Consider the following 24102-nt stretch of genomic DNA (forward strand, 5'->3'; position numbering starts at 1 on the left):
GGCGCTATTCCGTTCTAGGCTTCTCGGATGCTCTCTTCCGCCGATCTCCTGCCGTTCCGACCCGACAGAGTGCTGATCGCCGGCGTCACCGGTTCGGGCAAGACGACGCTCGCTCGGCGGGTCGAGGACAGATGGGGACTCCGCCACATCGAAATCGACGGACTCTTCCACGGTCCGGACTGGACCCCTCGTCCGAGTTTCCTCGACGACGTGCGCACGTTCGCCGGAGAGGATCGCTGGGTCACCGAGTGGCAGTACACGAGCAAGGGGACGGATGACATCCTCGCCCCGCGCGCGCAGGTGGTGCTGTGGCTCGATTATCCGTATCGGGTCGTGCGCACGCGCCTCATCCGCCGGACCGCGTCACGACAGCTGCTGCGCACCCGTCTGTGGAACGGCAACACCGAGCGCGGCCTTCTCAGCATGTTCCGCCGCGACCCTGAGGAGAACATCCTGCTCTGGCAGACGAGGACGCTGCGCAAATGGAGCGAGCGGATGCCGGTCGTCGAAGAGCGCTTCCCGCACCTGACGATCGTGCGGCTGCGGAATCCGCGCGAGACCGAGCGGTGGTTGCGGGCTCAGGCCTGATCGGGCGAATCCACCGCGCCGCCGAAGCGGCGATCTCGCGAGAGGTACACGCCGATCGCGCGCCACAGCTCCTCGCGGGAGAAGTCCGGCCACAGCGTGTCGAGGAAGACCATCTCGGCGTAAGCCGATTCCCACAGGAGGAAGTTCGAGGTCCGCTGCTCCCCCGAGCTGCGCACGAACAGATCGACGTCGGGCATGTCCGGGACGTACAGGTTGCGCCGGATCGTCTTCTCGGTGATCGCGCTCGGCTTGACCCGCCCGGCGGCGACATCCGACGCGATCGCCCGCATCGCGTCGACGAGCTCGACGCGGCCTCCGTAATTGACGCACATCGTGAGGGTGAGCACGTCGTTGCCGCGGGTGAGCTGCTCGGCGTACTGCAGCTCCTTGATCACACTGCCCCACAGGCGCGGCTTCCGCCCCGCCCAGCGCACCCGCACACCCCACTCGTTGAGCTGATCGCGCCGACGGTGCAGGACATCGCGGTTGTACCCCATCAGGAAGCGCACCTCCTCGGGCGAGCGCGCCCAGTTCTCCGTCGAGAACGCGTACACCGACAGGTGTTTCACACCGGCCTGGATGGCGCCGGCCACCACATCGAGCAGGACCTCCTCGCCCGCCTTGTGCCCCTCGATGCGGTTCAGTCCCCGGCGGTTCGCCCACCGGCCGTTCCCGTCCATGACGATCGCCACGTGCTCGGGAACCTTCGGGAACGCGGGAGGTTGCACTCCGGTCCAGTCCAGCGGACGGTATGCGACGGCATCCTTGTGCGTGTACGGCTTCGGGGTCACCGGTTTCCTTCCAGGTGAGCGAGCGAGCGGATGCCGCGCTCGAGGTGCCATTGGGCGTAGGCGGCGACGAGTCCGGATGCCGCCGAGGTCTCGACCGGAGAAGCCGCGTCGATGATCTCCCACTCCCCCGCCATGAGCGATCGCAGCAATGCGATCGTCCGTTCTGCGATCTTGGGACTTCCCGCCGGCGCGTCATTCCGGCACACCATCCCGCCGAGCTGTCCGATGAAGTTCGCATGCGGACCGGGTGCACCGCACCGGGCGCAGTCCCCGAGAGAGGGCGCCCAGCCGGACAACGCCATGACGCGCAGAAGATAGGAGTCGAGGATGCTGCGCGCGGCGTGTTCGCCCCGGGAGAGCGCGCGGAGCCCGCCGACCAGCAGAAGATACTGCTCGGGCGTCGCCTCGGAATCGCTCAGGCGATCGGCCGTCTCGACCATGGCGTTGGCGGCGGTGAACCGATCGTAGTGCGCGGCGATCTCGGCGCCGTAGGAACCCAGCGACTCCGCCTGCTGCACGATGTCGAGCGATCGCCCCTGGTACAGCTGCACGTCCGCGACCATGAACGGTTCGAGGCGCGAGCCGAACTTCGACGAGGTGCGCCGCACCCCTTTCGCGACCGCGCGCAGCTTGCCGTGTCGTCTCGAGAGCATGGTGACGATGCGATCCGCCTCACCGAGCTTGTGAGTGCGCAGGATCACCGCTTCATCTCGGTACGTCGGCACCTCTCGATTATCCTCCGTGCGGGACAATAGAGGGGTGACCGAACCGCTCTTCACCGTTCCGCTCTGGGCTGATCTCCTCGGCGTCGGCCTCGGCGGCGTGCAGGGCGCGATGTTCGCCTCGGGATTCCAGGGGCAGCGACGCCTGGACTGGCTCGGTGTCGCGATCATCGGCATCATGATCGGCATGGGCGGCGGACTCATCCGCGACATCCTGCTCGGGGTACCGCCCGCCTCGCTCAAGAGCGACTGGTACCTGGTGACGGCCACGGGTGCGGCGCTGTTCGGGATGCTGCTGGCCGGACTCTTCAACCGACTCAACAAGGTCATCGTCGTGCTCGATGCCGTCGTCATCGGAATGTTCGGCGCTTTCGGGACGAGCAAGGCGATCGCATTCGGCGTCCCGCCCGTCCCGGCCGTCTTCATCGGCGCATGTGCCGCAGTCGGAGGCGGGGTGCTGCGGGACATGCTGATGGGCCTGCCGACCGCGATCATGCACGTCGGCTCGCTATACGCCGTCGCCGCGGGTGCGGGATGCGCTTTCATCGCGATCGCCGTGCAGGGCTTCGGCATGTCGGTCACCCTCGCCGCGATCATCGGTATCGTCGTCACCGCGGTGATCCGCATCCTCGCCGTGAGCTTCGACGTCTCATTGCCGGAGCAGCGCCGCCTCTACCGGCGCCGTGTAGCCGCGGAGACCGGCATGATCCCCATCATCAAGCCCCCCGCCGACTGAGCCCTCGGTCACCTGCCGCGGCCGGCCGAACGCCGCGGCCCTCATATGGCACCTGCCGTCGGAATCCGCCAGCCGATCCGACCAGAGGTGCCGCGTCCTCGATACCCGCCGAACTGAAACTGGCGCCTCTGGTCGGGATCCTGCGTGGATTCCGACCAGAGGCGCCACCTGGGAGCGAAAAGGTCGTCCCCGGACGGGGAGCGAGACGTCTCAGACGGCGGCGAGCTCCTGCGCGCGGGTGCGGATCGAGCGGTTCACACCCGACACGATCGCCTTGAGCGAGGCGGTCGAGATGTCTCCGTCGACGCCGACGCCCCACAGGCGCTGGTCGCCGACCTGCAGCTCGACATAGGCGGCCGCCTGCGCGTCGCCTCCCGCGCTGAGGGCGTGCTCCACGTAGTCATACACGGTGATGTCGAAGCCCTGCTCACGGAGCACCTCGACGAACGCCGCGACGGGTCCGTTCCCGGAACCCGCGACCGTCAGCTGCTGCTCGTCGTCGCGCAGCACGACGTCGAGGATCACCTCGCCCGACATGTCGCTGCGCGTCTGCGTGGCCAGCAGCTCGAAGCGGCCCCACTTCGCCGCCGAGTCGTCGGCCGGCAGGTACTCGTCGGAGAAGATCGACCAGATCTGCTCGCTCGTCAGCTCGCCGCCCTCGGCATCCGTCTTCGCCTGGACGACCCCGGAGAACTCGATCTGCAGCTTGCGGGGCAGATCGATCGCGTGGTCTGCCTTCAACAGGTACGCGACACCGCCCTTGCCAGACTGCGAGTTGACGCGGATGACGGCCTCGTAGGAACGTCCGAGATCCTTCGGGTCGATCGGCAGGTACGGCACCGCCCACTCGATCTCGTCGACCGTGACGCCCTCGGCCTCGGCCGTCGCCGCCATCGCCTCGAAGCCCTTCTTGATCGCGTCCTGGTGCGAGCCGCTGAACGCGGTGAACACCAGGTCGCCCGCCCAGGGGCTGCGCTCGGGAACCGGCAGCTGGTTGCAGTACTCGACCGTGCGCTTGACCTGGTCGATGTCGCTGAAGTCGATCTGCGGGTCGATGCCCTGCGTGAACAGGTTGATGCCCAGCGCGACGAGGTCGACGTTTCCGGTGCGCTCGCCATTGCCGAACAGGCATCCCTCGATGCGGTCCGCTCCGGCCATGTAGCCGAGCTCGGCCGCGGCGATCGCGGTGCCGCGGTCGTTGTGCGGATGCAGCGACAGGATGACGTTCTCACGATGGGCGAGGTTGCGGCTCATCCATTCGATCGAATCGGCGTACACGTTGGGCGTGGCCATCTCGACGGTTGCGGGCAGGTTGATGATGACCTTGCGGTCGGGCGTCGGCTCGAAGATCTCGATGACCTGGTTGCAGACCTCGACCGCGAACTTCAGCTCGGTGCCGGTGTAGCTCTCGGGTGAGTACTCGTAGTACACCTGCGTGTCGGGAATCGTCTTCTCGAACTTCCGGCACAGTCGAGCACCTTCGAGTGCGATGTCGACGATTCCCTGCTTGTCGGTGCGGAACACGACCTCGCGCTGCAGCACGCTGGTGGAGTTGTACAGGTGCACGATCGCCTGCTTGGCTCCGGCGATCGACTCGTATGTGCGCTCGATCAGGTGCTCCCGCGCCTGGGTCAGCACCTGGATCGTGACGTCGTCCGGGATCAGGTTCTCTTCGATGAGCTGACGGACGAAATCGAAGTCGGTCTGGCTCGCCGAGGGGAAGCCGACCTCGATCTCCTTGTACCCCATGCCGACGAGCAACTCGAACATCACTCGCTTGCGCTCGGGCGACATCGGGTCGATGAGAGCCTGATTGCCGTCACGGAGATCGACGGCGCACCACCTGGGCGCCTGCGTGATGCGGGCGTCCGGCCAGGTGCGGTCGGGGAGTTCGACGGCGAGCTGCTCGTGGTAGGGCCGGTACTTGTGAATCGGCATCGACGACGGGCGCTGATTGTTCTTCATGATGGGGCTTCTTCTCTTCGTCAGATTGAACGGGCCAACACAAGCGCCGCGACGAGGAAGGCCCTAGTTATCAGGACTCGTCGCGGCAGCTAAGAAGAAGCAGACCGCCGAAAGGCATGCCGCCATGCTAGCAGGTCGATCCCGCTGAGACGATCGGACCTCCGCCGACACTGACAGGTATGAGCACCCCTCGCACCCGCGCCATCGTCGGCGTCGCATCCGCCCTCGCGCTTCTCGCGCTCACCGCCTGCAGCACCTCGCCGGGAAGCTCGCCTGCACCGACCAGTGTGTCGCTCGTGACGGCGCCCGCACCCGACGGGCGGGTGATCGCGACGGGCACCGTGATCGATGACGGCGGCCATGTGCAGCTCTGTCTGGGGGCGGTCGCCGAATCCCACCCTCCGCAGTGCTCGGGTGTCCCGCTCGAGGGCTGGACCTGGGAGGGCGTCGACGGCAGTGAGACGGCCGACACCACGACCTGGGGAACCTACGCCGTCTACGGCATCTTCGACGGCGAGAAGGTCGCCGTGACAGATCCGCCGATCATGCTCGCCCTGTACGACCCGATTCGACCGGAGGATCCTACGGGAGGCGAGGTCGGCACGACGGCGGATGCCGAACTCGCTCGCGTACAGGACGACATCGCAGAGCGCCTCGGCGCGGCGGCGACCGAGGTCCGGACCGAGCGGGGCTACGTCTGGGTGGAGGTCCCGTGGGATGACGGCACCCTGCAGGACTCCGTGAATGCGCTCTACGGCGACGGCGTGGTGATCGTCTCTTCGGCCTTCAGAGAGGTCGACTGACACAGCGGGGCACAGGTATCAGAGGACGCAGCGGAGATTCGTCGTCGTGCCGTAGATGTTGGCCCATCCGCCGACGTACGCCGTGGCGAGCACCGTCGTCCCGTTGCGGGCCTGTGTGTACCCGGAGGAGCGCGCATGCGCGAGCGAGCGCGCACTGAACGAAGAGGGGACGGAGTGGATTCCGCACGTGCTGAACGCGAGCATCGTGCCGCCGAGGGAGTATCCCGCGAACAGGCAGACCCCGCCGCTCGGGCACGGGCCCACCGACGACGCCGAGAACGAGCGCGGCGAACCGGTCGGAACGACGAGTTCCATGTGGAGCGCCGGCCAGACGGCATGATGTCCGTCGATGAGCACGCCGCCGGGAACCTCCTCCAGCATCTGTGCGACCTCCGGCGCGACGTCGACGCGTCCGTCATCGACCGCATCGGCCGGCGACACAGCCGTGATCGCCAGCAGCACACCCGTCGCGATCGCGATCAGCGACCGGACCGCCGTCACTTCGCGACCTCCTCCGGCACGTCGAACAGACGGTAGGCGATGACCGCCCCAGCTGGAAGCACGTCGTCTTCGAGGACGTTGGTCCGCTCGAAGCCGACGATGCGGCCGGAGTCGGCCGAGAGCAGCACGACATCGCTCGCCGCGCCATCCGCCGACGTCACGCGCAGACCGGCGACGTCGCGGCCGAGCCGGTCGACGGTCGCACCGAGAGAAGTAGCGCCCTCCGTGTCGTCGAGGATCGCGAGTATCTGCGACTCCTGCTCGTTGGTCAGCGTCCATTGCTCGAGCAGTGCCGAAGCCGCCATCAGCACGTCGTAGGAAGTCGGATCGGCAGGCATCCCGAACGCGACGAGGGCCGCCGCGATGTCCTCGCGCGCCGCTCCGGGGGGCGCGGCCACGGGGCTCGCGAACTCGCCGGGAGCCATCTTCAGGTCCATCGATACGCGACCGCTGCTGGTGACTTCCGCCGACACGTTCGCCGACGCATCGGAAGGGTCATAGGGGGCGCCGTCGATGACCGTCACCCGACCGGACTGGTCGGCGTCCCACTGCAGCGTGACCAGCTGCGGAACCACCACTGAGGTGCCGTAGTCGGCGTCGATGTTGAACGACCACGTCGCCGAGCGCACGAACCTCACCGGCTCGACGGGTCCTGGCCCCCGGGCGAGAGCAGCCTGTGCATCTTCGATCGTCTCCGCGACCGTGCTCGCGCCCGAGAAATCGAGAGGCTGAGGAGAGCCGGCCACTGCGGCGCTCGTCGGCACGAGCACGTTGACGCCGATGACTGTGGCGGTGACAGCGGCTGCAAGGCCGGCGAGAACACCGATCACGCGGTTGCGCTTCCGGTGCGGGTGCGGGTCGGTGGCCATGATCCGCTCGAGCATCGCGAGGGCCTCAGCGTCCGGCTTCGCGTCGATCGGCGTGCGAGCCGATGCGGCCTCGACCAGCAGCCGATCCAGCTCCTCGTCAGTGATCTTCGGCATCAGTTGCCCCCTCCAGGCCCAGCCCCCGGCGCAGCTTCTCGTGTGCGCGACGATGAATCCGATCCGCACAGGCACGGGAAACACCCATCGACCCGGCGATATCCCCCACCGCGAGTCCGTCCCAGTACGTGAGCATGATGATACGCCGTTCGCGCACGCTGAGACCAGAGAGAGCTCTCAGGACTTCGGCGTGATCTGCGGATGCCCCGCTCTCCGCGTCCTCGTTCGAGAGGCCGGCATGCACGGCCGCGGTCACCGCGCGGCGGTCGGCCACTCGATTCCATCGCCGGCGCAGAGACCGATCGGCGAACTTCAGCAACCAGGCGCGATCGAGCGGTCGGTGCGGTTTCAGTCGCGACCACGCGCTGAAGAAGACCTCTGAGACGATCTCGGTCACCTCGGCATCGTCGTCGACCACGCATTCGACGTGATGTCTGACGGCAGCCCAGTTCTCATCGAACACACGGGAGAAGACCTCGTTGCGCAGCGAGTTCGGGTCTTCGCTGCTCGCCTTCATGAGGGCGGCAGCGGCGGCCTCGCCGCCTGGTGACGGAGCGCGCCCATGTCAGAATCCGAGTCGGCCGAGCTGCTTCGGATCGCGCTGCCACTCCTTGGCGACCTTGACGTGCAGTCCGAGGAACACACGGGTGCCGAGCAGTCCTTCGATCTCGCCGCGAGCCTTCGCCCCGACATCACGCAGGCGCGAGCCCTTGTGACCGATGATGATGGCCTTCTGGCTGTCGCGTTCGACCACGATCGACGCGTGCACGTCGGTGAGATCGCTTCCCTCACGGGGAGCGATGTCGTCGACGACCACGGCGATCGAGTGCGGAAGCTCGTCGCGCACTCCGTCGAGGGCGGCCTCTCGGATGATCTCCGCGATGCGGTCCTCTTCTGTCTCGTCGGTCGTGATCCCCTCGGGGTAGAGAGCGGGGCCGGTCGGCATGAGCGCCAGCACCTCGTCGGACAGCACCTCGAGCTGGTCACGCGTGAGCGCCGACAGCGGGATGACGGCGGCCCAGTCCTCGCGCAGCGAATCGACCTCCATCAGCCGTTCCGTGATCTCATCGCGGCTCGCGGCATCCGTCTTGGTCACGATCGCGATCTTCTTCGCCCGCGGATACCCGTCGAGCGATGCGGCGATGCGGCGATCGCCGGGGCCCACCTTCTCGGTCGCGGGCACGCAGAAGCCGATCACGTCGACATCGCCGAGAACCTGCTCGACGAGATCGTTCAGCCGCTCGCCGAGCAGCGTACGAGGTTTGTGGATGCCGGGCGTGTCGACGATCACGAGCTGCCCCTCGGGCCGGTTCACGATGCCGCGGATCGCCCGCCTGGTCGTCTGCGGCTTGTCGCTGATGATCGCGATCTTCTCGCCGACCAGCGCGTTCGTCAGGGTGGACTTGCCCACGTTCGGGCGTCCGACGAAGGTCACGAAGCCGCTTCTGGCCTGCTCAGTCATCGTCTGCTTCTCCTTCATCGGGCGCTCCGGGCGCCCTCTCCACGAACACGGTCGCGATTCCACGGCCGCGCCCTCTCGACGCCCCGCCCGTGAGCAGGAGGCCGTCGACGACCGCTGCGGCTCCCGGCTGCGGAACCTGTCCGAGCGTCTTACCCAGCAGCCCGCCGATCGAGTCGACGTCCTCGTCTTCGAGTTCGAGTCCGAACAGATCGCCGACATCCTCCAGCGGAAGGCGGGCGCTCACGCGGTACCTGCCCTCGCCGAGATCGACGACTTCCGCCGACACCTGATCGTACTCGTCCGCGATCTCACCGACGAGCTCCTCGATCAGATCCTCCAGGGTGACGAGGCCCGAGATGCCGCCGTGCTCATCGATCACGAGGCACACGTGCACGGCATCGCGCTTCATCTGCTGCAAGAGGGTCTCGGCGCGCATCGACTCGGGGACGAACGTGGCGGGGCGTGATATCGGCCGAATCGATGCGGCGCGCCAGGCGCTCTCGTCGCGGAAGGCGAACTGCACCAGATCCTTGAGATAGAGAACGCCCACGACATCGTCGGCCTCATCATCGACGACGGGCATCCGAGACACACCCCGGTTCAGGAACAGCGCCATCGCTTCGCTCGTCGTCGCCGTGGCGTCGACCGCGACCATCTCGGTGCGCGGCACCATCACCGCGCGCACGAACTGATCCGTGAAATCGAAGACCGAATGGATGAGATCCCGATCGTCCTCTTCGATGAGGGCGTTCGACGCCGCCTCGTCGACCATGCTCAGCAGCTGCTCCTCGGAGCTGAAGGTGCTGCGTCCGGCGCCCGGCGTCACCCGGTTGCCGAGCACGACCAGACCCTGCGCAAGCGGGCCGAGGATGATCCGCACTCCGCGCACGACAGGTGCGCAAGCGCGCAGCATCCGATCCGCATGATGACGACCGAAGGTGCGCGGGCTGGCGCCGACGAGCACGAAGGTGATGCCGGTCATGAGGACGGCGGCGGCGAGCATCGCCCACCAGATGTTCTCGAAGAGGTTCGAGAATGCGACGGTGACCAGCACGGCGGCCGTCGTCTCTGACAGCACGCGGATGAAGGCGACCGCGTTCACGTGGGCTTCAGGATCGGCGGCGATGCGCGCCAGCTGATGCGCGTTGCGCCCCTCGGATCCCATCTCCTCCAGGTCGGCGCGCGACCTCACCCCGAACGCGGCGTCGATCGCCGCCATCAGACCGCCGAAGGCGACCAGCAGCACGGCGCCGATCAGGAGGAAGGCGACGGTCATCGTCGGCGTTCAGCCGCAGCGAACCCCTGGATGAGCTCCTTCTGCAGACCGAACATCTCACGCTCCTCGTCGGGTTCGGCGTGATCGAAGCCGAGCAGGTGCAGAAGTCCGTGGGTCGTGAGCAGGATCAGCTCGTCCATCAGCGTGTGGCCCGCGGCCTGCGCCTGCGTCTCGGCGACCTGCGGGCACAGCACGATGTCGCCGAGCAGACCGGGGGCCGTCTGACGGTCCTCCGTACCCGGGCGCAGCTCGTCCATCGGGAAGCTCAGGACATCGGTCGGGCCCGGCTCGTCCATCCACTGCACGTGCAGGGCTTCCATCGCGCCCTCGTCGACGAGCACGATCGCCACTTCGGCGTCGGGGCTGACGTGCAGCTGGGCGAGGTTGAAGTCGGTCAGCCGCTGCAGCACGGTCTCGTCGACATCGATCGCCGACTCGTTGTTGATCTCGATCATGAGAGTCCTCGTTTCGGCATCCGGTCTCTGGGGCCGGGGCGCTGTGCGCCCCGGCGATCGGCGCGGTTGGCGAACTCGGCCGCCTGCTCGCGCTCGAAGCGCTGCGCCGTGCGCTTCTCGTCGTACTCGCTGTACGCGTCGACGATGCGTCCGACGAGCGAGTGACGCACGACGTCCTCACTCGTCAGCCGGGAGAAGTGGATGTCGTCGATGTCGTTCAGCACGCGAGTCACCAGGCGGAGCCCGGAGGATCCCTGGGGCAGGTCGACCTGGGTGATGTCGCCGGTGACGACCATCTTCGTGCCGAAGCCCAGACGGGTGAGGAACATCTTCATCTGCTCGGGCGTGGTGTTCTGCGCCTCGTCGAGCACGACGAAGGAGTCGTTCAGCGTGCGCCCGCGCATGTAGGCGAGGGGGGCGACCTCGATCGTCCCCGTGGCCATCAGCCGCGGCACGATCTCGGGATCCATCATCTCGTTGAGCGCGTCGTACAGCGGCCGCAGGTAGGGATCGATCTTGTCGGTCAGCGTGCCGGGGAGGAATCCGAGTCTCTCGCCCGCCTCGACGGCGGGACGCGTGAGGATGATGCGCGTGACCTCTTTGCGTTGCAGCGCCTGCACGGCCTTCGCCATGGCGAGGTACGTCTTGCCGGTGCCGGCGGGGCCGATCCCGAATACGATCGTGTTCTCCTCGATCGCGTCGACGTACTCCTTCTGACCCGGGGTCTTCGGTCGGATCACCTTGCCCCGCGTGGACAGGATCGCCTCGCCGAGCACTTCGCTCGGCCGGGGGCCGCCGTCTCTACGCAGCATCTGCGCCGAGCTCGTGACATCGCTGGGCGCCAGGTCGTGCCCGTTCCTGGTCATGGTGAGCAGCTCGTCGACCAGTCGTCGGGCCGCGGCGACCGCTGCCGCCTCGCCCGTCAAGGTGATCTCGTTGCCACGCACGAGCACCTGCACGTCGGGATGCTCCTTCTCGAGCATCCGCAGCAGCCGATCCTGCGGACCGAGCAGCTGGACCATGGCCACGCCGTCGGCGTAGATCCGTTCAGTGGTGTCGTCAGAAGCCAACGAGCTTGTTCTCCTCGAAGTTGCCGAGCACATGGGCGTGCACGTGGAAGACGGACTGGGCGGCACTGGCGCCCTTGTTGAAGATCAGCCGGTACTCGCCGTTGGCGTGCTCGTCGGCCAGTCGCTGGGCGACCGCCACCATCTCGGCGAGCAGATCGGGGTCACCGGCTGCGAGCTCGGTGACATCTCGATAGTCCTCTGTCTTCGGAATGATCAGGACGTGCAGCGGAGCCTGCGGGTTGATGTCGCGGATCGCGAAGATGCGCTCGGTCTCCAGCAGGATCTCGCCGGGGATGTCGCCGGTGAGTATGCGCGTGAAGATCGAAGGCTCGCTCATGGTCCCAGTCTAGTGAGCGCAGCTCACCAGCGGCCGAGCAGCGCGGACAGCACGGCGATCGCCGCCGGGCCCGCAGTCGAGGTGCGCAGCACGGTGTCGCCGAGCAGCACACGCTCGGCACCGGCATCCGCGAGCCGATCGAGCTCCTCCGGGGCGATGCCGCCCTCCGGGCCCACCACGAGCACCAGGTCGCGCCCGTCCGGTTCGAGTTCCGAGAGGCGGACGGATGCCGTCGGATCGAGCAGCAGCACTCGGTGCGTCTCGGTCCGCTCCATGAGCTGGGCGGTGGAGACGGGCGGAGTCACTTCCGGCACCCAGGCCCGATGCGCCTGCTTCGCGGCCTCGCGCACGATCGTCGCCCAGCGCTCGCGACCCTTCGCCGCCTTCGGCCCTTCCCATCGCGACACGCTGCGCGCCGCCTGCCAGGGCACGATCTCGTCGATGCCGAGCTCGCACGCGGCCTGCACCGCCAGTTCGTCGCGATCGCCTTTCGCGAGGGCCTGCGCGAGCACGAGACGCGGCTCCGGCATCGCGTGCACGACACGCTGCGCGATGCGCACGTCCACGCGGGACGGTGCGACCTCCTCGGCGACACCCGTGAGCCAGACTCCTCGCCCGTCTCCCACGGTGACGGCTTCTCCGACCCGCAGACGCCTGACCACGGCGGCGTGCTTGGCCTCGGCGCCTGTCAGCGACACGATGTCGCCGGCATCGGAGTCGGTCGACGACTCGACCAGGAAGTGCAGCGTCATCGTCAGTGCGAACGGAAGCGGTCGCGGAGCTTCGAGAACAGCCCCTGCTGGAACTGCGCCAGCTGAGGGGCGGGCGCCTTCGTCTTCTTCGCGAAGTCCTCGATGAGCTTGCGCTGCGCAGCGTCGATCCTGGTCGGCGTGACGACCTGCACACCGACGCGGAGATCGCCGCGCTGCGTGCCGCGCAGGGGGGTGATGCCGCGGCCCTTGATCGTGAGCACGTCGCCGGATTGCACTCCGGAGCGGATCTCGAGGTCGACCTCGCCGTCGAGACCCTGAATCGTGGTCTCGGTGCCGAGGATCGCATCGGTCATCGACACCTCGAGCGTCGCCAGCAGATCGTCGCCGTCGCGGCTGAACGCGGGGTGGGGGTTCACGGTCACCTCGACGTAGAGGTCACCGTTGGGGCCGCCGGCCTTGCCGACCTCGCCGGAGCCCGGGAGCTGCAGCCGCAGCCCCGTCTCGACGCCGGCCGGGATGTCGAGCGACACCGTGCGGCGCGAACGCACACGACCCTGCCCTGCACAGGTGCCGCAGGGGTACGGGATCGTCGTTCCGTAGCCCTCGCAGGAACCGCAGGGCTGGGAGGTGACGACGTTGCCCAGAAGACTCCGAACCTGCCGCTGGACGTGGCCCGAGCCGCCGCAGATGTCGCAGGTGACGGGCGAGGTGCCCTCCTGGCAGCACGATCCCTGACACGTCTCGCAGAGCACTGCCGTGTCGACCTCGATGTCGCGATGAGCGCCGAAGACGACGTCGTCGAGTTCGAGGGTCACGCGCACCAGCGCGTCCTGGCCGCGCTCGCGACGCGATCGCGGCCGGGCGCGTCCGCCGCCCTGTGATGCTCCGAAGAACGTCTCGAAGATGTCGCCGAATCCGCCGAACCCGCCGAAGTTCGCCGAGGCCCCATCACCGCCGCCCATGTCGTAGCGTCGGCGCGAGTCCTCGTCGCTCAGCACGTCATAGGCGTGCGTGACGAGCTTGAACTGCTCTGCCGCGTCATCGCCCGGGTTCACATCGGGGTGCAGCTGACGCGCGAGCCGCCGATAGGCCTTCTTGATCTCATCGAGGGAAGCGTCCCGGGACACCCCGAGAACCTCATAGTGGTCCGCCACGATCGCCTTTCTGCGTGTGTCTTCGTGCGCGCCGCGTCAGCGGCCCGCCTCGTCTTCGTCGAGCATCCGCGACAGATAGCGGGCCACGGCCCGTGCCGCCGCGAGGTTGCTCGGATAGTCCATGCGCGTGGGCCCCATCACGCCGACCCGCGCCGTGCCGCCGGGGGCGGCGTAGTCGCTGGCCACGATCGACGCCTCACCGAGTCCGAACGGCGCGTTCTCGGTGCCGATGCTGGCCGACAGCCCATGGGCATCGGCCTCCATCTCGCTCATCAGTCTCAGGAGCGTCACCTGCTCCTCGATCGCCTCGAGGAGAGGATGGATGCTGCCGCGGAAGTCCTGCCCGCGGCGGGCGAGCGTCGCCGCTCCTGCCATCACCAGCCGCTCCTGACGGAACTCCCCCAGCTCATCGATCACGACGCTCGACAGTGTGCGCAGCACGGCGTCCTTCGTCATGTCGTCGTCGAGGAGCCCTTGCAGACGCTCGGCGGCCTCGCTCACCGCCCGCCCCGTGATCATGGCCGACAGACGCGCGCGCAGCACGGCCAGATCCGACTCGTCCACCATCTCCGGCAACGCCGTGACCCGCTGCGAGACCCCGCCGGCGTCGGTCACCAGAACGATCAGCATGCGGTTCGGAGCGAGCAGCACCAGTTCGAGGTGCGTGACGTGGGCCCGCGCGAAGGAGGGATACTGCGCGAGCGCCACCTGGCCGGTGAGCTGGGTGAGCACACGAACGGTGCGGGCCATCAGGTCGTCGAGATCGGCGGGGTCCGTGAGGAAGGACTCGATCGCGGTTCGCTGCGCCACCGTGAGCGGGCGCAGCTGTGCCAGGTGGTTGACGAAGACGCGGTAGCCCTTGTCCGTGGGCACACGCCCGGAGGACGTGTGCGGTGCGGTGATCAGCTCCTCGTCTTCGAGCAGCGCCATGTCGTTGCGGATCGTCGCCGCGGAGACTCCGAAGGAATATCGATCCACGATCGAACGGCTGCCGACGGGTTCGTGCGTCTCGACGTAGTCCTGCACGATCGCCCGGAGCACCTGAAGGCCTCGTTCACTGACCATCGCATCCCTCCCGTCTGGCACTCTGACACCTAGAGTGCCAATCCTAACGCGTACACCTTAGGATGGCGCTCATGCCAGCGCCGTGCACAGTCTCCCTCTCCTCCGGCGCGGTCCGGGGAACGGCCGAGGCGGGCATCCGCCGCTTCCTCGGCATCCCGTACGCGGCCGCGCCGTTCGGCGACAACCGATTCCGCGCGCCTCAACCCGTGCAGTCGTGGAAGGACGAACGGGACGCCACGGCATTCGGGGCGACCTCGCCGCAGCTCCCCTACCCCGGCGCGATCGGCGAGCTGCTCGGGTCCGTGCGCATCGAAGGCGACGAGATCCTCACCGCGAACGTGTGGGCGCCGACCGATGCGTCGGCTGCTCCGGTGCTGCTGTGGATCCACGGCGGCGCGCTGGAGCGGGGCGCATCCGCCATCCCGCTGTACGACGGCGAGGCGTTCGCGCGCGCCGGCATCGTCTTCGTGTCGATCAACTACCGCCTGGGCTCCGAAGGCTTCTCGGTCCTCGAAGGCGCACCCCGCAACCTCGGGCTGCAGGATGCCGCAGCCGCTCTGGAGTGGGTGCATGCGGAGATCGGCGCCTTCGGCGGTGACCCCGGGCAGATCACCGCGATGGGCGAATCGGCCGGAGGCGCCATCGTGGCGGGCCTGCTCGCACGCCCCTCTTCGCGCGCCCTGATCGCACGCGCGATCATCGAGTCGGGTCCGCTCGAGGCGCAGAGCGCCGGCCGAGCAGGTCGCGTCACCGCGCAATTGGCCAAGCGTCTCGGGATCGCCGCCGACCGCCGTTCCTTCGCCGGTGTCGCACCGGATCAGCTGCTGGAAGCGCGTCGCGACCAGGCCGCCGGCTCGTCGCCTCTCGGTGGAGCCCCAGGCTTCCAGTTCGCGATCGATCCGGAGAGCCTGCCCCATTCGCCGCACGAGGTGCTGGGCGAGATCGACACGCCTCTGCTGATCGGCAGCAACACCGACGAGTACCGACTGTGGTTCGCTCCCGCAGCGCTCGCCGCCATCCGTCCAGTGAAGCTGCTGCTGGCATGCCTGGCCCTGCGCATCCCCCGGCGCGCCGTCGCGGCCTATCGGGCGGAGTTCCCCGGCGCGTCCACCGGGGAGATCTTCGGTCAGCTCGCGACCGACATCATGCTGCGCGCGCCGCTCAGCCGCGTCGCACGCGCGCGCACGGCCCCGACCCACGTGTACGAGTTCGCGTGGCGGAGCCCGGTGCGCGATCTGCGTGCGGCGCATGCCCTCGAGCTCGGCTTCGTCTTCGACCGGCTCGTCGACGAGGAAGCGCAGCGCCTGGCGGGCCCTGATGCTCCTCGCGAACTCGCGACGGAGATGCACGCGTCGTGGATCTCGTTCGTGAAGACGGGAGACCCCGGCTGGCCCGTGTACGGCCCCGATCGGCTGACGCGGCTCTTCGACACCGTCAGCACGACGGTCCCCCAGCGGCGGACGACCGCGATGGACCTGCTCCCCTAGTCGGTCAGCTCGCGCACCACGGCGTCTGCGAGAAGTCGGCCCCGCAGGGTCAGACGCACTCTGCCGTGCACCGCGGCTGCCGGGTCGACCAGGCCGTCGGCGATCAGCCCGGCGACCCGCGAGCGCTTGTCAGCGGGCAGATCGGCGACCGCGATGCCCTCGGCGAGCCGGCTCAGCAGCAGCACCCGCTCCAGCATCCGAGCCTCGTCATCCGGACGCTCGGTGCCCGCGGCCGGAGAGTCGAAAGCGGCGAGACGCTGCGCATAGGCCGCCGGGTGCTTGACGTTCCACCAGCGGAGCCCCGCGACGTGACTGTGGGCGCCCGGCCCGAAACCCCACCAGTCGCTCCCCCGCCAGTAGGCCAGGTTGTGACGGGAGCGATTGTCGTGCTGGGTCCCCGAGGTCGTCGAAGGACGCGCCCAGTTGCTCACCTCGTACCATTCGAAGCCGGCTGCGGCGAGCCGGGAGTCGGCGAGCTCGTACATGTCGGCCTGGAGATCGTCATCGGGCGTCGGCACGTCGCCCCGGCGGATCTGCCGCGCCAGTTTGGTACCGTCTTCGATGATCAGCGCGTACGCGGAGATGTGGTCGGAGTCGAGCGCGAGCGCCGCGTCCAGCGACCGCTCCCAGTCGCCGAGCGACTCGCCGGGGGCGCCGTAGATCAGATCCACGCTGACCGCGAGACCGGCGTCCTTCGCTGCAGCGACGGCCGTGTCCACGTTCTCAGGACGATGCGTGCGGTCGAGCGCGGCGAGGACGTGCGGGACCGCCGACTGCATGCCCACCGACAACCGCGTCACGCCGGCATCCGCCAAGGTGCGGACCACCTCGGGGGTCACCGTGTCGGGGTTCGCCTCGACGGTCACCTCGGCCCCGTCGACGAGGCCGAAGGCGGATGCCGCAGCATCCAGCATCCGCGCCAGATCGCCGGCGGGCAGCAGCGTGGGCGTGCCGCCGCCGAAGAAGACCGTGTCCATCGGTCGCAGGGCGCCGACATCGGCGAGCACACGCTCCGCGATCGCGATCTCGGAGATCAGAGTGGACGCGTAGTCCTCCTGCTTCGCCCCGCGCAGTTCACCCGATGTGTAGGTGTTGAAGTCGCAGTATCCGCAGCGCACCCGGCAGAAGGGAACGTGCAGATAGGCCGAGAACGGCACGGCGGGATCGATCGGAAGATCCGACGGCAGTCTGCCGTCTGCGGGAGCCGGATCGCCGAGAGGGAGCGGGCCCGCCATCACACGGGGGTCGCGTACAGCGGCGAGATCGCCCGCAGGTAGCGGGCGAACAGCTCCTTGCGACGCCGCCTCACAAGAGCGGGCAGCAGCCGGTACAGCAGGGAGTTCGGGGCGTCGAACGCGCGGACGGTGAACCAGACCTCGTCGTTGTCCTCGCGCCAGTCGATGTCGAAGGACTCCTCGCCGCTGACCACCGATCCTCCGACGGTTCCCAGGACGAAACCGATCCGCCGCTTCTCCTCCGTGACCGAGATCACGCGCAGTTCGGCATCGGCCCGCATGCCGGAGACGTGGCCGTGCAGCTTCAGGGTCATGCCGGGCCCGACGAACGGAGTGCCCTCGGCATCGAAGCGCTGCTCCACGTCTCGACGACTCGGAGCTATCGGATTGCCCTCGGCGTCGAAGCTCACCCCCGCATACGCGGGACCGGATGCCGGGCGCACGTCTTCGATGCTGAGCCCCGCCGCGCGCTGCGCCGTCCACGACAGCAGCGACTCACCGGCCGTCTGGAACCGCTCAGCCCCGCTGCCGATCCGCCAGGACTGCTCTGCAGGGAGGCTGCGCTCGGGCGGATACTGCATCAGATCAGGGGCATGGGTTGCACCCACGGCCGCATAGTCCACCGTGTCGTCTCGGAAAGTCCCGCGCCGCATGATCTCCACCCTACTTCGGCTTTCCTGAGCGATCACCCCCACGCGCCGCCCTTCGATGAGCTCGGGGACCCGGAGTGGCTCGCCTACTTCTTGTCCTTGCCCTCGACGTCTCCGGAGAGAGCGGCGATGAACGCCTCCTGGGGGACCTCGACGCGGCCGACCATCTTCATGCGCTTCTTGCCCTCCTTCTGCTTCTCGAGGAGTTTGCGCTTTCGGGTGATGTCACCGCCGTAGCACTTGGCGAGCACGTCCTTGCGGATCGCACGGATGGTCTCGCGCGCGATGATGCGCGCGCCGATCGCGGCCTGGATCGGCACCTCGAACTGCTGGCGGGGAATGAGCTTGCGCAGCCGCTCGGCCATCATCGTGCCGTAGGCGTACGCCTTGTCACGGTGGACGATCGAGCTGAACGCGTCGACCTTCTCGCCCTGCAGCAGGATGTCGACCTTGACCAGGTCGGCCTCCTGCTGACCCGAGGGCTCGTAGTCGAGCGAGGCGTAGCCCTGCGTCTTCGACTTCAGCTGATCGAAGAAGTCGAACACGATCTCACCGAGCGGCATGTTGTAGCGCAGCTCGACGCGCTCCTCGGAGAAGTACTCCATGCCCAGGAGCGTTCCTCGGCGCGACTGGCACAGCTCCATCACGGTGCCGACGTAGTCCTTCGGCAAGAGGATCGCCGTCTTGACCATCGGCTCCGAGACCGAGCCGATGCGCCCGTCCGGGTACTCGCTCGGGTTCGTGACGGTGACGGTCTCGCCCGTGTCGCTCGTGAGCACCTCGTAGATCACGCTGGGGGCTGTGGTGATGAGGTCGAGGCCGAACTCGCGCGAGAGGCGTTCGGTGATGATCTCGAGGTGCAGCAGTCCGAGGAAGCCGCAGCGGAATCCGAAACCGAGAGCAACCGACGTCTCCGGCTCGTACTGCAGCGAGGCGTCGGAGAGCTTGAGCTTGTCGAGCGCCTCGCGGAGCTCGGCGTAGTCGCTGCCGTCGATCGGGTAGATGCCCGAGAAGACCATGGGTTTGGGATCGGTGTATCCGGCCAGCGCGACGGATGCCGGCTTGCGGGCGGTGGTGACGGTGTCGCCGACCTTCGACAGGCGCACGTCCTTCACTCCCGTGATCAGGTAGCCCACCTCCCCGACGCCGAGGCCCTTGCTCGGAATCGGCTCAGGGCTGGACACGCCGATCTCGATGAGCTCGTGGTTCGCTCCGGTCGACATCATCTGGATGCGCTCGCGCGGCGACAGCGAACCGTCGATCATGCGCACATAGGTCACCACGCCGCGATAGGCGTCGTACACCGAGTCGAAGATCATCGCGCGGGCCGGGGCATCCGCATCGCCCTTCGGCGCCGGGATCTCCTGCACCAGCCGGTCGAGGAGCTCCTCGACTCCGACTCCGGTCTTGCCCGAGACGCGCAGCACGTCCTCGGGCTTCCCGCCGATCAGGGATGCCAGCTCCTTGGCGTACTTCTCGGGGTCGGCGGCAGGCAGATCGATCTTGTTCAGCACCGGGATGATGTGCAGATCGTTCTCGAGCGCGAGATAGAGGTTCGCCAGCGTCTGCGCCTCGATGCCCTGCGCCGCGTCGACGAGGAGGATCGCGCCCTCGCACGCCGCAAGCGACCGCGACACCTCATAGGTGAAGTCGACGTGGCCCGGAGTGTCGATCATGTTGAGGGCGAAGGTCTCGCCGTCGATCTGCCACGGCATCCGCACCGCCTGGCTCTTGATCGTGATGCCACGCTCACGCTCGATGTCCATGCGGTCCAGGTACTGGGCGCGCATGTCCCGGTCCGAGACCACCCCCGTGATCTGAAGCATGCGGTCGGCGAGCGTGGACTTGCCGTGATCGATGTGGGCGATGATGCAGAAGTTGCGGATCTGTTCAGCGGGCGTCGCGGCAGGCTGAAGAGGAGAGAGGGCGCGTGGTGACATGTCCCCTCGATTGTACGGTCAGGGGAGGCTAATGCTCGATCAGCCCGATCCGGTGATAGTCTCGCGAAGTTGCCCGGGTGAAGTGCATGACACCGAATCCCGCGGGCGATAGGACTCCGTCACAGACAGCGTGCTGGCGTCATGTCGCGCAGAACGGCCGTTGGTGATTGAATGACTACCCGGCTCAGCGTTGCGTCGGCAGATCCTGGCGAGCGTCTGTAAAAGAGAAAGAATCACACCCTTGATCAAGTATCTCGCGCGCCGAGCTCTCGGCTGGCTGCTCATGATCGTGGTCGCGACGAATCTCACGTATTTCCTTGCGTGGAATTTTCTCGATCCGCGCAGCAATTACGTGGGCCGGCGCCCACCGTTGACCGAAGAGCAGATCGTCAACACCCTCAAGCCGCGCAACCTCAGCGACACCGTCCCGCTCATCGAGCGGTGGTGGACCTGGCTCACGAACATCGTTCTGCACTGGGATTGGGGCGTCAGCCCGACCGGCGGCTCCGTGAACGAGCAGATCGCCTACCGCATGTGGGTCAGCGCTGAGCTGGTCCTCGGGGCGACGATCCTCACGACGATCCTCGGCATCGCACTCGGCGTGTACACCGCGTCGCGGCAGTACAAGCTCGCCGACCGCATCGGCCAGGCGACCAGCATCATCACGATGAACATCCCGATCGTGGTCGCCGCGTTCGGCATCGTGCTGCTCGCCATCGGGCTCAACAACGCGACCGGCGTGCGGATCTTCTTCGTCACCGGCAACGCCAGCCGAGACGTCGAGGGGTTCTTCCCCGTACTGATAGACGTGCTGCAGCATCTCACTCTGCCCACGCTCGCACTGGTGCTCATCGGCTATGCCGGCATCCACTTCCTGCAGCGGTCGCTGCTGCTCGACAACATCAGCGCCGACTACGTCCGCACCGCTCGCGCAAAGGGCCTCACCAAGCAGGAGGCGATCCGCAAGCATGCTCTGCGCACCTCGCTGATCCCGGTCGCCACCCAGGTCGCCTTCACGATCCCCGCCGTCTTCACCGGCGCCGTCCTCACGGAGACGATCTTCGCGTGGAACGGCATGGGCAAGTACTTCATCGAGACCATCACGAAGAACGACATCCACGGCACGGTCGCGATCGCGGCCTTCGGCGCCGTCCTGACGGCGATCGGTGCGGTCCTCGCCGACATCGCCGTCGTCGTGCTCGACCCGCGCGTGAGAGTGAGCTGACATGACCACCGACATGATCGACCCCACTGTCCACCCGTCGGATGCGCCGGCCATCACACCGAAGGTCGCCACCAAGCGCCTGTCGAAGTGGACCCTCTACTCCCGCCGGTTCGCCCGCAACAAGGGCGCCATGGCGGGCATGGCCATCTTCGTCCTCCTGGTGCTGTTCGCCATCATCGGTCCGCTGATCGCCCGCTACGACCACACCGCGCTCGACTTCCTGAACCTCAACACGGGCGCGTCGACCGAGCACTGGTTCGGCACCAACAGCGCGGGCAACGACCTGTTCGCGCAAGTGGCGGTCGGTCTGCAGCGCTCGCTGATGATCGCCGTCACGGTATCGGTCGGAACCACCGTCGTGTCGGCGCTGGTCGGCACAGCCGCGCGCCTACTTCGGCGGCTGGACCGAACGGATCGCTCTGCTGGTCATCCACTTCATGATGGTGATCCCGAGCTTCCTCATCCTCGCGATGATCTCGAACAAGGCCGGCGGCGACTGGCGGGTCATCTCGCTGATCATGATCTTCGTGATCGGCTGGTACTTCCCCGCTCGAGTGATCTGGACCATGGCGCTCTCGTTGCGCGAGCGCGAGTACGTCAGCGCCGCTCGCTACATGGGCGTCAGCGGCATGAGGATCGTCCTGCGCCATCTGCTGCCCAACATCGGCTCGCTCCTGGTGATCAACTTCACCCTCGGCGTCGTCAACGCCGTCGTCACCGAGACGGGACTGTCGTTCCTCGGCTTCGGGGTGAAGATCCCCGACGTGTCGCTCGGCGCCCTGATCGGATCCGGTTCGAGTTCGCTCGTCACCGCTCCGTGGCTGTTCTACTTCCCGGCAGCCGCCCTCGTCCTGCTCACTGTGTCGATGGCTCTCATCGCCGACGGTCTGCGCGACGCCCTCGATCCCACGTCTGCAGCGGGAGGCCGCGCATGAGCACCGTACTCTCCGTCCGTGACCTGAAGGTCAGCTTCGCCTCAGAGGCGGGCCGCGTCGACGCCGTCCGGGGCGTCTCGTTCGATCTCGAGGCCGGCAAGACCCTCGGCATCGTCGGCGAGTCCGGCTCGGGCAAGTCCGTCACCTCGCTCGCCATCATGGGCCTGCTCGACGAGAACGCCCGTGTCACCGGCTCGATCGTCTACGACGGCCAGGAGCTGCTCGGCAAGAGCGACAAGCAGATGTCGGTGATCCGCGGCAACGGCATGTCGATGGTCTTCCAGGACCCGCTGACGTCGCTGACTCCCGTCTTCACGATCGGGGAACAGCTGATCGAGGCGCTCACCGTGCACCGCAGCCTCTCCAAGAAGGAGGCGTGGGACCGCTCGGTGGAGCTGCTCAAGCTCGTCGGCATCACCGAGCCGGAGCGGCGCATGAAGTCGTTCCCGCACGAGTTCTCGGGCGGCATGCGTCAGCGCGTCGTTATCGCGATCGCGATGGCGAACAACCCGAAGCTCATCATCTGCGACGAGCCGACGACCGCTCTCGACGTCACGATCCAGGCGCAGATCCTCGACCTGATCGAGAAGGCCCAGGACGAGACAGGGGCAGCGGTCATCATGATCACCCACGACATGGGAGTGGTCGCCCGCACGGCGGACGACGTCATGGTCATGTACGCGGGCAAGCCCGTCGAACACGCGCCCGCGCGCGAGCTGTTCCACCGCACTCGGATGCCGTACTCGATCGGCCTCCTCGGCGCGATCCCCCGGATCGACAAGGCCGAGAAGGAGCCGCTCACTCCGATCAAGGGCAACCCGCCGCTGCTGATCAACCTTCCGGACGCGTGCCCGTTCGCCGACCGCTGCCCGATCGTGAAGGACGCGTGCCGTACGCACGAGCCCGAGCTGCTGCCGGTCTCGACCGGCACTGGCGAGCCCCACCTGGCCGCGTGCATCCGTGCGGATGAGATCGATGACGACGGTCGCCTCGGCGGTCTTCCGATCTACCCGATCCGAGAGGTCCCCGAGAGCGAACTGACCCGGATGCCGCGTGAGGAGCGACCGATCACGCTCGAGGTGAAGAACCTCACGAAGACCTTCCCGCTGCTCAAGGGCGCGTTCCTCAAGCGCAAGGTCGGCGAAGTGCAGGCGATCAAGGGCATCAGCTTCGACGTCCGCGAGGGCGAGACGATGGCGATCGTGGGCGAGTCCGGTTCGGGCAAGACGACGACCCTGCTGCAGATCATGGACATGGTCAAGCAGAAGGACGGCGACATCATCATCGCCGGAACCAGCGTCAACGAACTGCACAACCGCAGGATCGAGCGCGAGCTGCGCCGCGACATCCAGATCGTGTTCCAGGATCCGATGGGTGCTCTCGACCCCCGAATGACGGTGGCCGACATCATCGCAGAGCCCATGTCGGCGATCGGCATGCCGAAGGCGGAGATCCACGCACGCGTGGATGAGCTGATGGACCTCGTCGGCCTCAACCCGGCGCACAGCGACCGCTTCCCGCAGGCGTTCTCGGGAGGTCAGCGTCAGCGCATCGGCATCGCCCGCGCCCTGTCGACGAACCCGAAGATCGTCGTGCTCGACGAGCCGGTGTCGGCGCTCGACGTGTCGATCCAGGCCGGCGTGATCAACCTGCTCGACGAGCTGAAGGTGAAACTGGGATTGTCCTACCTGTTCGTCGCCCACGATCTGTCGGTCGTCCGGCACATCGCCGACCGCGTCGCCGTGATGTATCTCGGCGACTTCGTCGAGCACGGCGACGTCGACGAGGTGTTCGACAATCCGCAGCATCCGTACACCAAGGCCCTGCTCTCGGCCATCCCTGTTCCGGATCCGGACGTCGAGCGCTCGCGTGAGCGGGTCGTGTTCGACCCGGAGACGCAGACGACGCGTCCTGTCACGGCGGCCTGATCGATGCCGTGATGATCGCCTCGGGCATTTGCGAGAGGTGGTCATCACGGCCTCCCGCTGTTCCGGATGACGAGCGGATGA

Annotated in this window: 24 protein-coding genes; 7 read left to right on the forward strand and 17 right to left on the reverse strand. The window is 67.4% G+C overall.

The features are described 5' to 3' along the window. Positions 1 to 27 precede the first annotated feature (27 nt). Positions 28 to 588, forward strand: coding sequence for an AAA family ATPase (locus QFZ53_RS13850; protein WP_307297355.1), 561 nt, complete (start codon positions 28 to 30; stop codon positions 586 to 588). On the opposite strand, the gene QFZ53_RS13855 is transcribed toward QFZ53_RS13850, so the two are convergent. Next, complete coding sequence (locus tag QFZ53_RS13855) at positions 579 to 1379, reverse strand: isoprenyl transferase (protein WP_307297357.1); 801 nt, start codon at positions 1377 to 1379, stop codon at positions 579 to 581. The two genes, QFZ53_RS13850 and QFZ53_RS13855, sit on opposite strands and share 10 nt — an antisense overlap. Then, positions 1376 to 2104: a DNA repair protein RecO gene (gene recO / locus QFZ53_RS13860; protein WP_292909619.1), complete on the reverse strand. Its 729-nt coding sequence runs from the start codon at positions 2102 to 2104 to the stop codon at positions 1376 to 1378. Before recO ends, QFZ53_RS13855 begins: the two co-directional genes overlap by 4 nt. Positions 2105 to 2138: 34 nt before the next feature. Here recO and QFZ53_RS13865 point away from each other — a divergent pair, with 34 nt between their 5' ends. Further along, a complete protein-coding gene (locus tag QFZ53_RS13865) occupies positions 2139 to 2837 on the forward strand; it encodes a trimeric intracellular cation channel family protein (protein ID WP_292909617.1) in 699 nt (232 codons plus the stop codon). A gap of 210 nt (positions 2838 to 3047) precedes the next feature. Here QFZ53_RS13865 and leuA read toward each other — a convergent pair whose 3' ends face one another. Further along, complete coding sequence (gene leuA, locus QFZ53_RS13870) at positions 3048 to 4802, reverse strand: 2-isopropylmalate synthase (RefSeq protein WP_307297360.1); 1755 nt, start codon at positions 4800 to 4802, stop codon at positions 3048 to 3050. A 179-nt stretch (positions 4803 to 4981) separates the two neighbouring features. Between leuA and QFZ53_RS13875 the strand changes: the two genes are divergently transcribed. Then, complete coding sequence (locus tag QFZ53_RS13875; protein WP_307297363.1) at positions 4982 to 5605, forward strand: hypothetical protein; 624 nt, start codon at positions 4982 to 4984, stop codon at positions 5603 to 5605. Positions 5606 to 5623: 18 nt separating this feature from the next. Here QFZ53_RS13875 and QFZ53_RS13880 read toward each other — a convergent pair whose 3' ends face one another. From QFZ53_RS13880 to hrcA, 11 genes are read right to left on the reverse strand one after another with little or no spacing between them, the layout of a single operon-like run. After that, on the reverse strand, positions 5624 to 6106 hold the full coding sequence (locus tag QFZ53_RS13880) for a hypothetical protein (RefSeq protein WP_307297364.1): 483 nt from the start codon (positions 6104 to 6106) through the stop codon (positions 5624 to 5626). Further along, positions 6103 to 7089 (reverse strand): hypothetical protein, encoded by a 987-nt coding sequence (locus tag QFZ53_RS13885; protein WP_307297367.1) that lies wholly within the window; start codon positions 7087 to 7089, stop codon positions 6103 to 6105. The genes QFZ53_RS13880 and QFZ53_RS13885 overlap by 4 nt, the downstream gene beginning before the upstream one ends. Then, the gene (locus QFZ53_RS13890) at positions 7073 to 7606 is read right to left on the reverse strand and encodes an RNA polymerase sigma factor (RefSeq protein WP_307297369.1); all 534 of its coding nucleotides are present in this window, start codon (positions 7604 to 7606) and stop codon (positions 7073 to 7075) included. Before QFZ53_RS13890 ends, QFZ53_RS13885 begins: the two co-directional genes overlap by 17 nt. A gap of 48 nt (positions 7607 to 7654) precedes the next feature. Further along, a complete protein-coding gene (gene era / locus QFZ53_RS13895) occupies positions 7655 to 8551 on the reverse strand; it encodes a GTPase Era (protein WP_307297372.1) in 897 nt (298 codons plus the stop codon). Beyond that, on the reverse strand, positions 8544 to 9827 hold the full coding sequence (locus QFZ53_RS13900; RefSeq protein WP_292909603.1) for a hemolysin family protein: 1284 nt from the start codon (positions 9825 to 9827) through the stop codon (positions 8544 to 8546). The genes era and QFZ53_RS13900 overlap by 8 nt, the downstream gene beginning before the upstream one ends. Further along, positions 9824 to 10282 carry an rRNA maturation RNase YbeY gene (ybeY, locus tag QFZ53_RS13905; RefSeq protein WP_307297374.1) on the reverse strand — a complete coding sequence of 153 codons (459 nt, stop codon included), beginning with the start codon at positions 10280 to 10282 and terminating at the stop codon, positions 9824 to 9826. The genes QFZ53_RS13900 and ybeY overlap by 4 nt, the downstream gene beginning before the upstream one ends. Next, on the reverse strand, positions 10279 to 11304 hold the full coding sequence (locus QFZ53_RS13910) for a PhoH family protein (protein WP_292909779.1): 1026 nt from the start codon (positions 11302 to 11304) through the stop codon (positions 10279 to 10281). The genes ybeY and QFZ53_RS13910 overlap by 4 nt, the downstream gene beginning before the upstream one ends. A gap of 37 nt (positions 11305 to 11341) precedes the next feature. Next, the gene (locus tag QFZ53_RS13915) at positions 11342 to 11689 is read right to left on the reverse strand and encodes an HIT domain-containing protein (protein WP_307297377.1); all 348 of its coding nucleotides are present in this window, start codon (positions 11687 to 11689) and stop codon (positions 11342 to 11344) included. A 23-nt stretch (positions 11690 to 11712) separates the two neighbouring features. Continuing rightward, positions 11713 to 12441: a 16S rRNA (uracil(1498)-N(3))-methyltransferase gene (locus tag QFZ53_RS13920; RefSeq protein ID WP_307297381.1), complete on the reverse strand. Its 729-nt coding sequence runs from the start codon at positions 12439 to 12441 to the stop codon at positions 11713 to 11715. 2 nt (positions 12442 to 12443) lie between these two features. Continuing rightward, the gene (dnaJ, locus tag QFZ53_RS13925) at positions 12444 to 13556 is read right to left on the reverse strand and encodes a molecular chaperone DnaJ (protein ID WP_307297383.1); all 1113 of its coding nucleotides are present in this window, start codon (positions 13554 to 13556) and stop codon (positions 12444 to 12446) included. 36 nt (positions 13557 to 13592) lie between these two features. Continuing rightward, complete coding sequence (gene hrcA / locus QFZ53_RS13930) at positions 13593 to 14621, reverse strand: heat-inducible transcriptional repressor HrcA (RefSeq protein ID WP_292904413.1); 1029 nt, start codon at positions 14619 to 14621, stop codon at positions 13593 to 13595. A gap of 71 nt (positions 14622 to 14692) precedes the next feature. On the opposite strand from hrcA, the gene QFZ53_RS13935 reads away from it, so the two are divergent. Beyond that, positions 14693 to 16108 carry a carboxylesterase/lipase family protein gene (locus QFZ53_RS13935; protein ID WP_307297386.1) on the forward strand — a complete coding sequence of 472 codons (1416 nt, stop codon included), beginning with the start codon at positions 14693 to 14695 and terminating at the stop codon, positions 16106 to 16108. Here the strand turns inward: QFZ53_RS13935 and hemW are convergent. From hemW to lepA, 3 genes are all read right to left on the reverse strand, one after another. Beyond that, positions 16105 to 17343, reverse strand: a complete 1239-nt coding sequence (hemW, locus tag QFZ53_RS13940; RefSeq protein ID WP_307297388.1) for a radical SAM family heme chaperone HemW — start codon at positions 17341 to 17343, stop codon at positions 16105 to 16107. The two genes, QFZ53_RS13935 and hemW, sit on opposite strands and share 4 nt — an antisense overlap. Further along, entirely contained in the window at positions 17343 to 17996 is a 654-nt protein-coding gene (locus QFZ53_RS13945; protein WP_292904417.1) for a DUF1990 family protein, read from the reverse strand. The genes hemW and QFZ53_RS13945 overlap by 1 nt, the downstream gene beginning before the upstream one ends. An 83-nt stretch (positions 17997 to 18079) precedes the next feature. Continuing rightward, entirely contained in the window at positions 18080 to 19933 is a 1854-nt protein-coding gene (lepA, locus tag QFZ53_RS13950; protein ID WP_307297390.1) for a translation elongation factor 4, read from the reverse strand. Positions 19934 to 20174: 241 nt separating this feature from the next. Here lepA and QFZ53_RS13955 point away from each other — a divergent pair, with 241 nt between their 5' ends. The 3 genes from QFZ53_RS13955 to QFZ53_RS13965 all read left to right on the forward strand — a co-directional run bounded on the left by QFZ53_RS13955 (position 20175) and on the right by QFZ53_RS13965 (position 24021). Beyond that, the gene (locus tag QFZ53_RS13955; protein WP_292904421.1) at positions 20175 to 21158 is read left to right on the forward strand and encodes an ABC transporter permease; all 984 of its coding nucleotides are present in this window, start codon (positions 20175 to 20177) and stop codon (positions 21156 to 21158) included. Between the two features lie 437 nt (positions 21159 to 21595). Beyond that, positions 21596 to 22093 (forward strand): ABC transporter permease, encoded by a 498-nt coding sequence (locus QFZ53_RS13960; RefSeq protein WP_307299413.1) that lies wholly within the window; start codon positions 21596 to 21598, stop codon positions 22091 to 22093. Next, positions 22090 to 24021, forward strand: coding sequence for an ABC transporter ATP-binding protein (locus QFZ53_RS13965; RefSeq protein WP_307299415.1), 1932 nt, complete (start codon positions 22090 to 22092; stop codon positions 24019 to 24021). The genes QFZ53_RS13960 and QFZ53_RS13965 overlap by 4 nt, the downstream gene beginning before the upstream one ends. Positions 24022 to 24102: the final 81 nt, after the last annotated feature.

It is taken from the genome of Microbacterium natoriense (genome assembly GCF_030816295.1).
Lineage (GTDB): Bacteria > Actinomycetota > Actinomycetes > Actinomycetales > Microbacteriaceae > Microbacterium > Microbacterium natoriense_A.

Bases quoted from the DNA above. Each gene is read 5' to 3' on its own strand.
- QFZ53_RS13850 (WP_307297355.1), top strand. From the start codon at position 28: ATGCTCTCTTCCGCCGATCTCCTGCCGTTCCGACCCGACAGAGTGCTG.
- leuA (WP_307297360.1), bottom strand. From the start codon at position 4,802: ATGAAGAACAATCAGCGCCCGTCGTCGATGCCGATTCACAAGTACCGG.
- QFZ53_RS13875 (WP_307297363.1), top strand. From the start codon at position 4,982: ATGAGCACCCCTCGCACCCGCGCCATCGTCGGCGTCGCATCCGCCCTC.
- QFZ53_RS13885 (WP_307297367.1), bottom strand. From the start codon at position 7,089: ATGCCGAAGATCACTGACGAGGAGCTGGATCGGCTGCTGGTCGAGGCC.
- QFZ53_RS13890 (WP_307297369.1), bottom strand. From the start codon at position 7,606: ATGAAGGCGAGCAGCGAAGACCCGAACTCGCTGCGCAACGAGGTCTTC.
- era (WP_307297372.1), bottom strand. From the start codon at position 8,551: ATGACTGAGCAGGCCAGAAGCGGCTTCGTGACCTTCGTCGGACGCCCG.
- QFZ53_RS13900 (WP_292909603.1), bottom strand. From the start codon at position 9,827: ATGACCGTCGCCTTCCTCCTGATCGGCGCCGTGCTGCTGGTCGCCTTC.
- ybeY (WP_307297374.1), bottom strand. From the start codon at position 10,282: ATGATCGAGATCAACAACGAGTCGGCGATCGATGTCGACGAGACCGTG.
- QFZ53_RS13910 (WP_292909779.1), bottom strand. From the start codon at position 11,304: ATGGTCCAGCTGCTCGGTCCGCAGGATCGGCTGCTGCGGATGCTCGAG.
- QFZ53_RS13915 (WP_307297377.1), bottom strand. From the start codon at position 11,689: ATGAGCGAGCCTTCGATCTTCACGCGCATACTCACCGGCGACATCCCC.
- QFZ53_RS13920 (WP_307297381.1), bottom strand. From the start codon at position 12,441: ATGACGCTGCACTTCCTGGTCGAGTCGTCGACCGACTCCGATGCCGGC.
- hrcA (WP_292904413.1), bottom strand. From the start codon at position 14,621: ATGGTCAGTGAACGAGGCCTTCAGGTGCTCCGGGCGATCGTGCAGGAC.
- QFZ53_RS13935 (WP_307297386.1), top strand. From the start codon at position 14,693: ATGCCAGCGCCGTGCACAGTCTCCCTCTCCTCCGGCGCGGTCCGGGGA.
- hemW (WP_307297388.1), bottom strand. From the start codon at position 17,343: ATGGCGGGCCCGCTCCCTCTCGGCGATCCGGCTCCCGCAGACGGCAGA.
- QFZ53_RS13945 (WP_292904417.1), bottom strand. From the start codon at position 17,996: ATGCGGCGCGGGACTTTCCGAGACGACACGGTGGACTATGCGGCCGTG.
- lepA (WP_307297390.1), bottom strand. From the start codon at position 19,933: ATGTCACCACGCGCCCTCTCTCCTCTTCAGCCTGCCGCGACGCCCGCT.
- QFZ53_RS13960 (WP_307299413.1), top strand. From the start codon at position 21,596: ATGATGGTGATCCCGAGCTTCCTCATCCTCGCGATGATCTCGAACAAG.
- QFZ53_RS13965 (WP_307299415.1), top strand. From the start codon at position 22,090: ATGAGCACCGTACTCTCCGTCCGTGACCTGAAGGTCAGCTTCGCCTCA.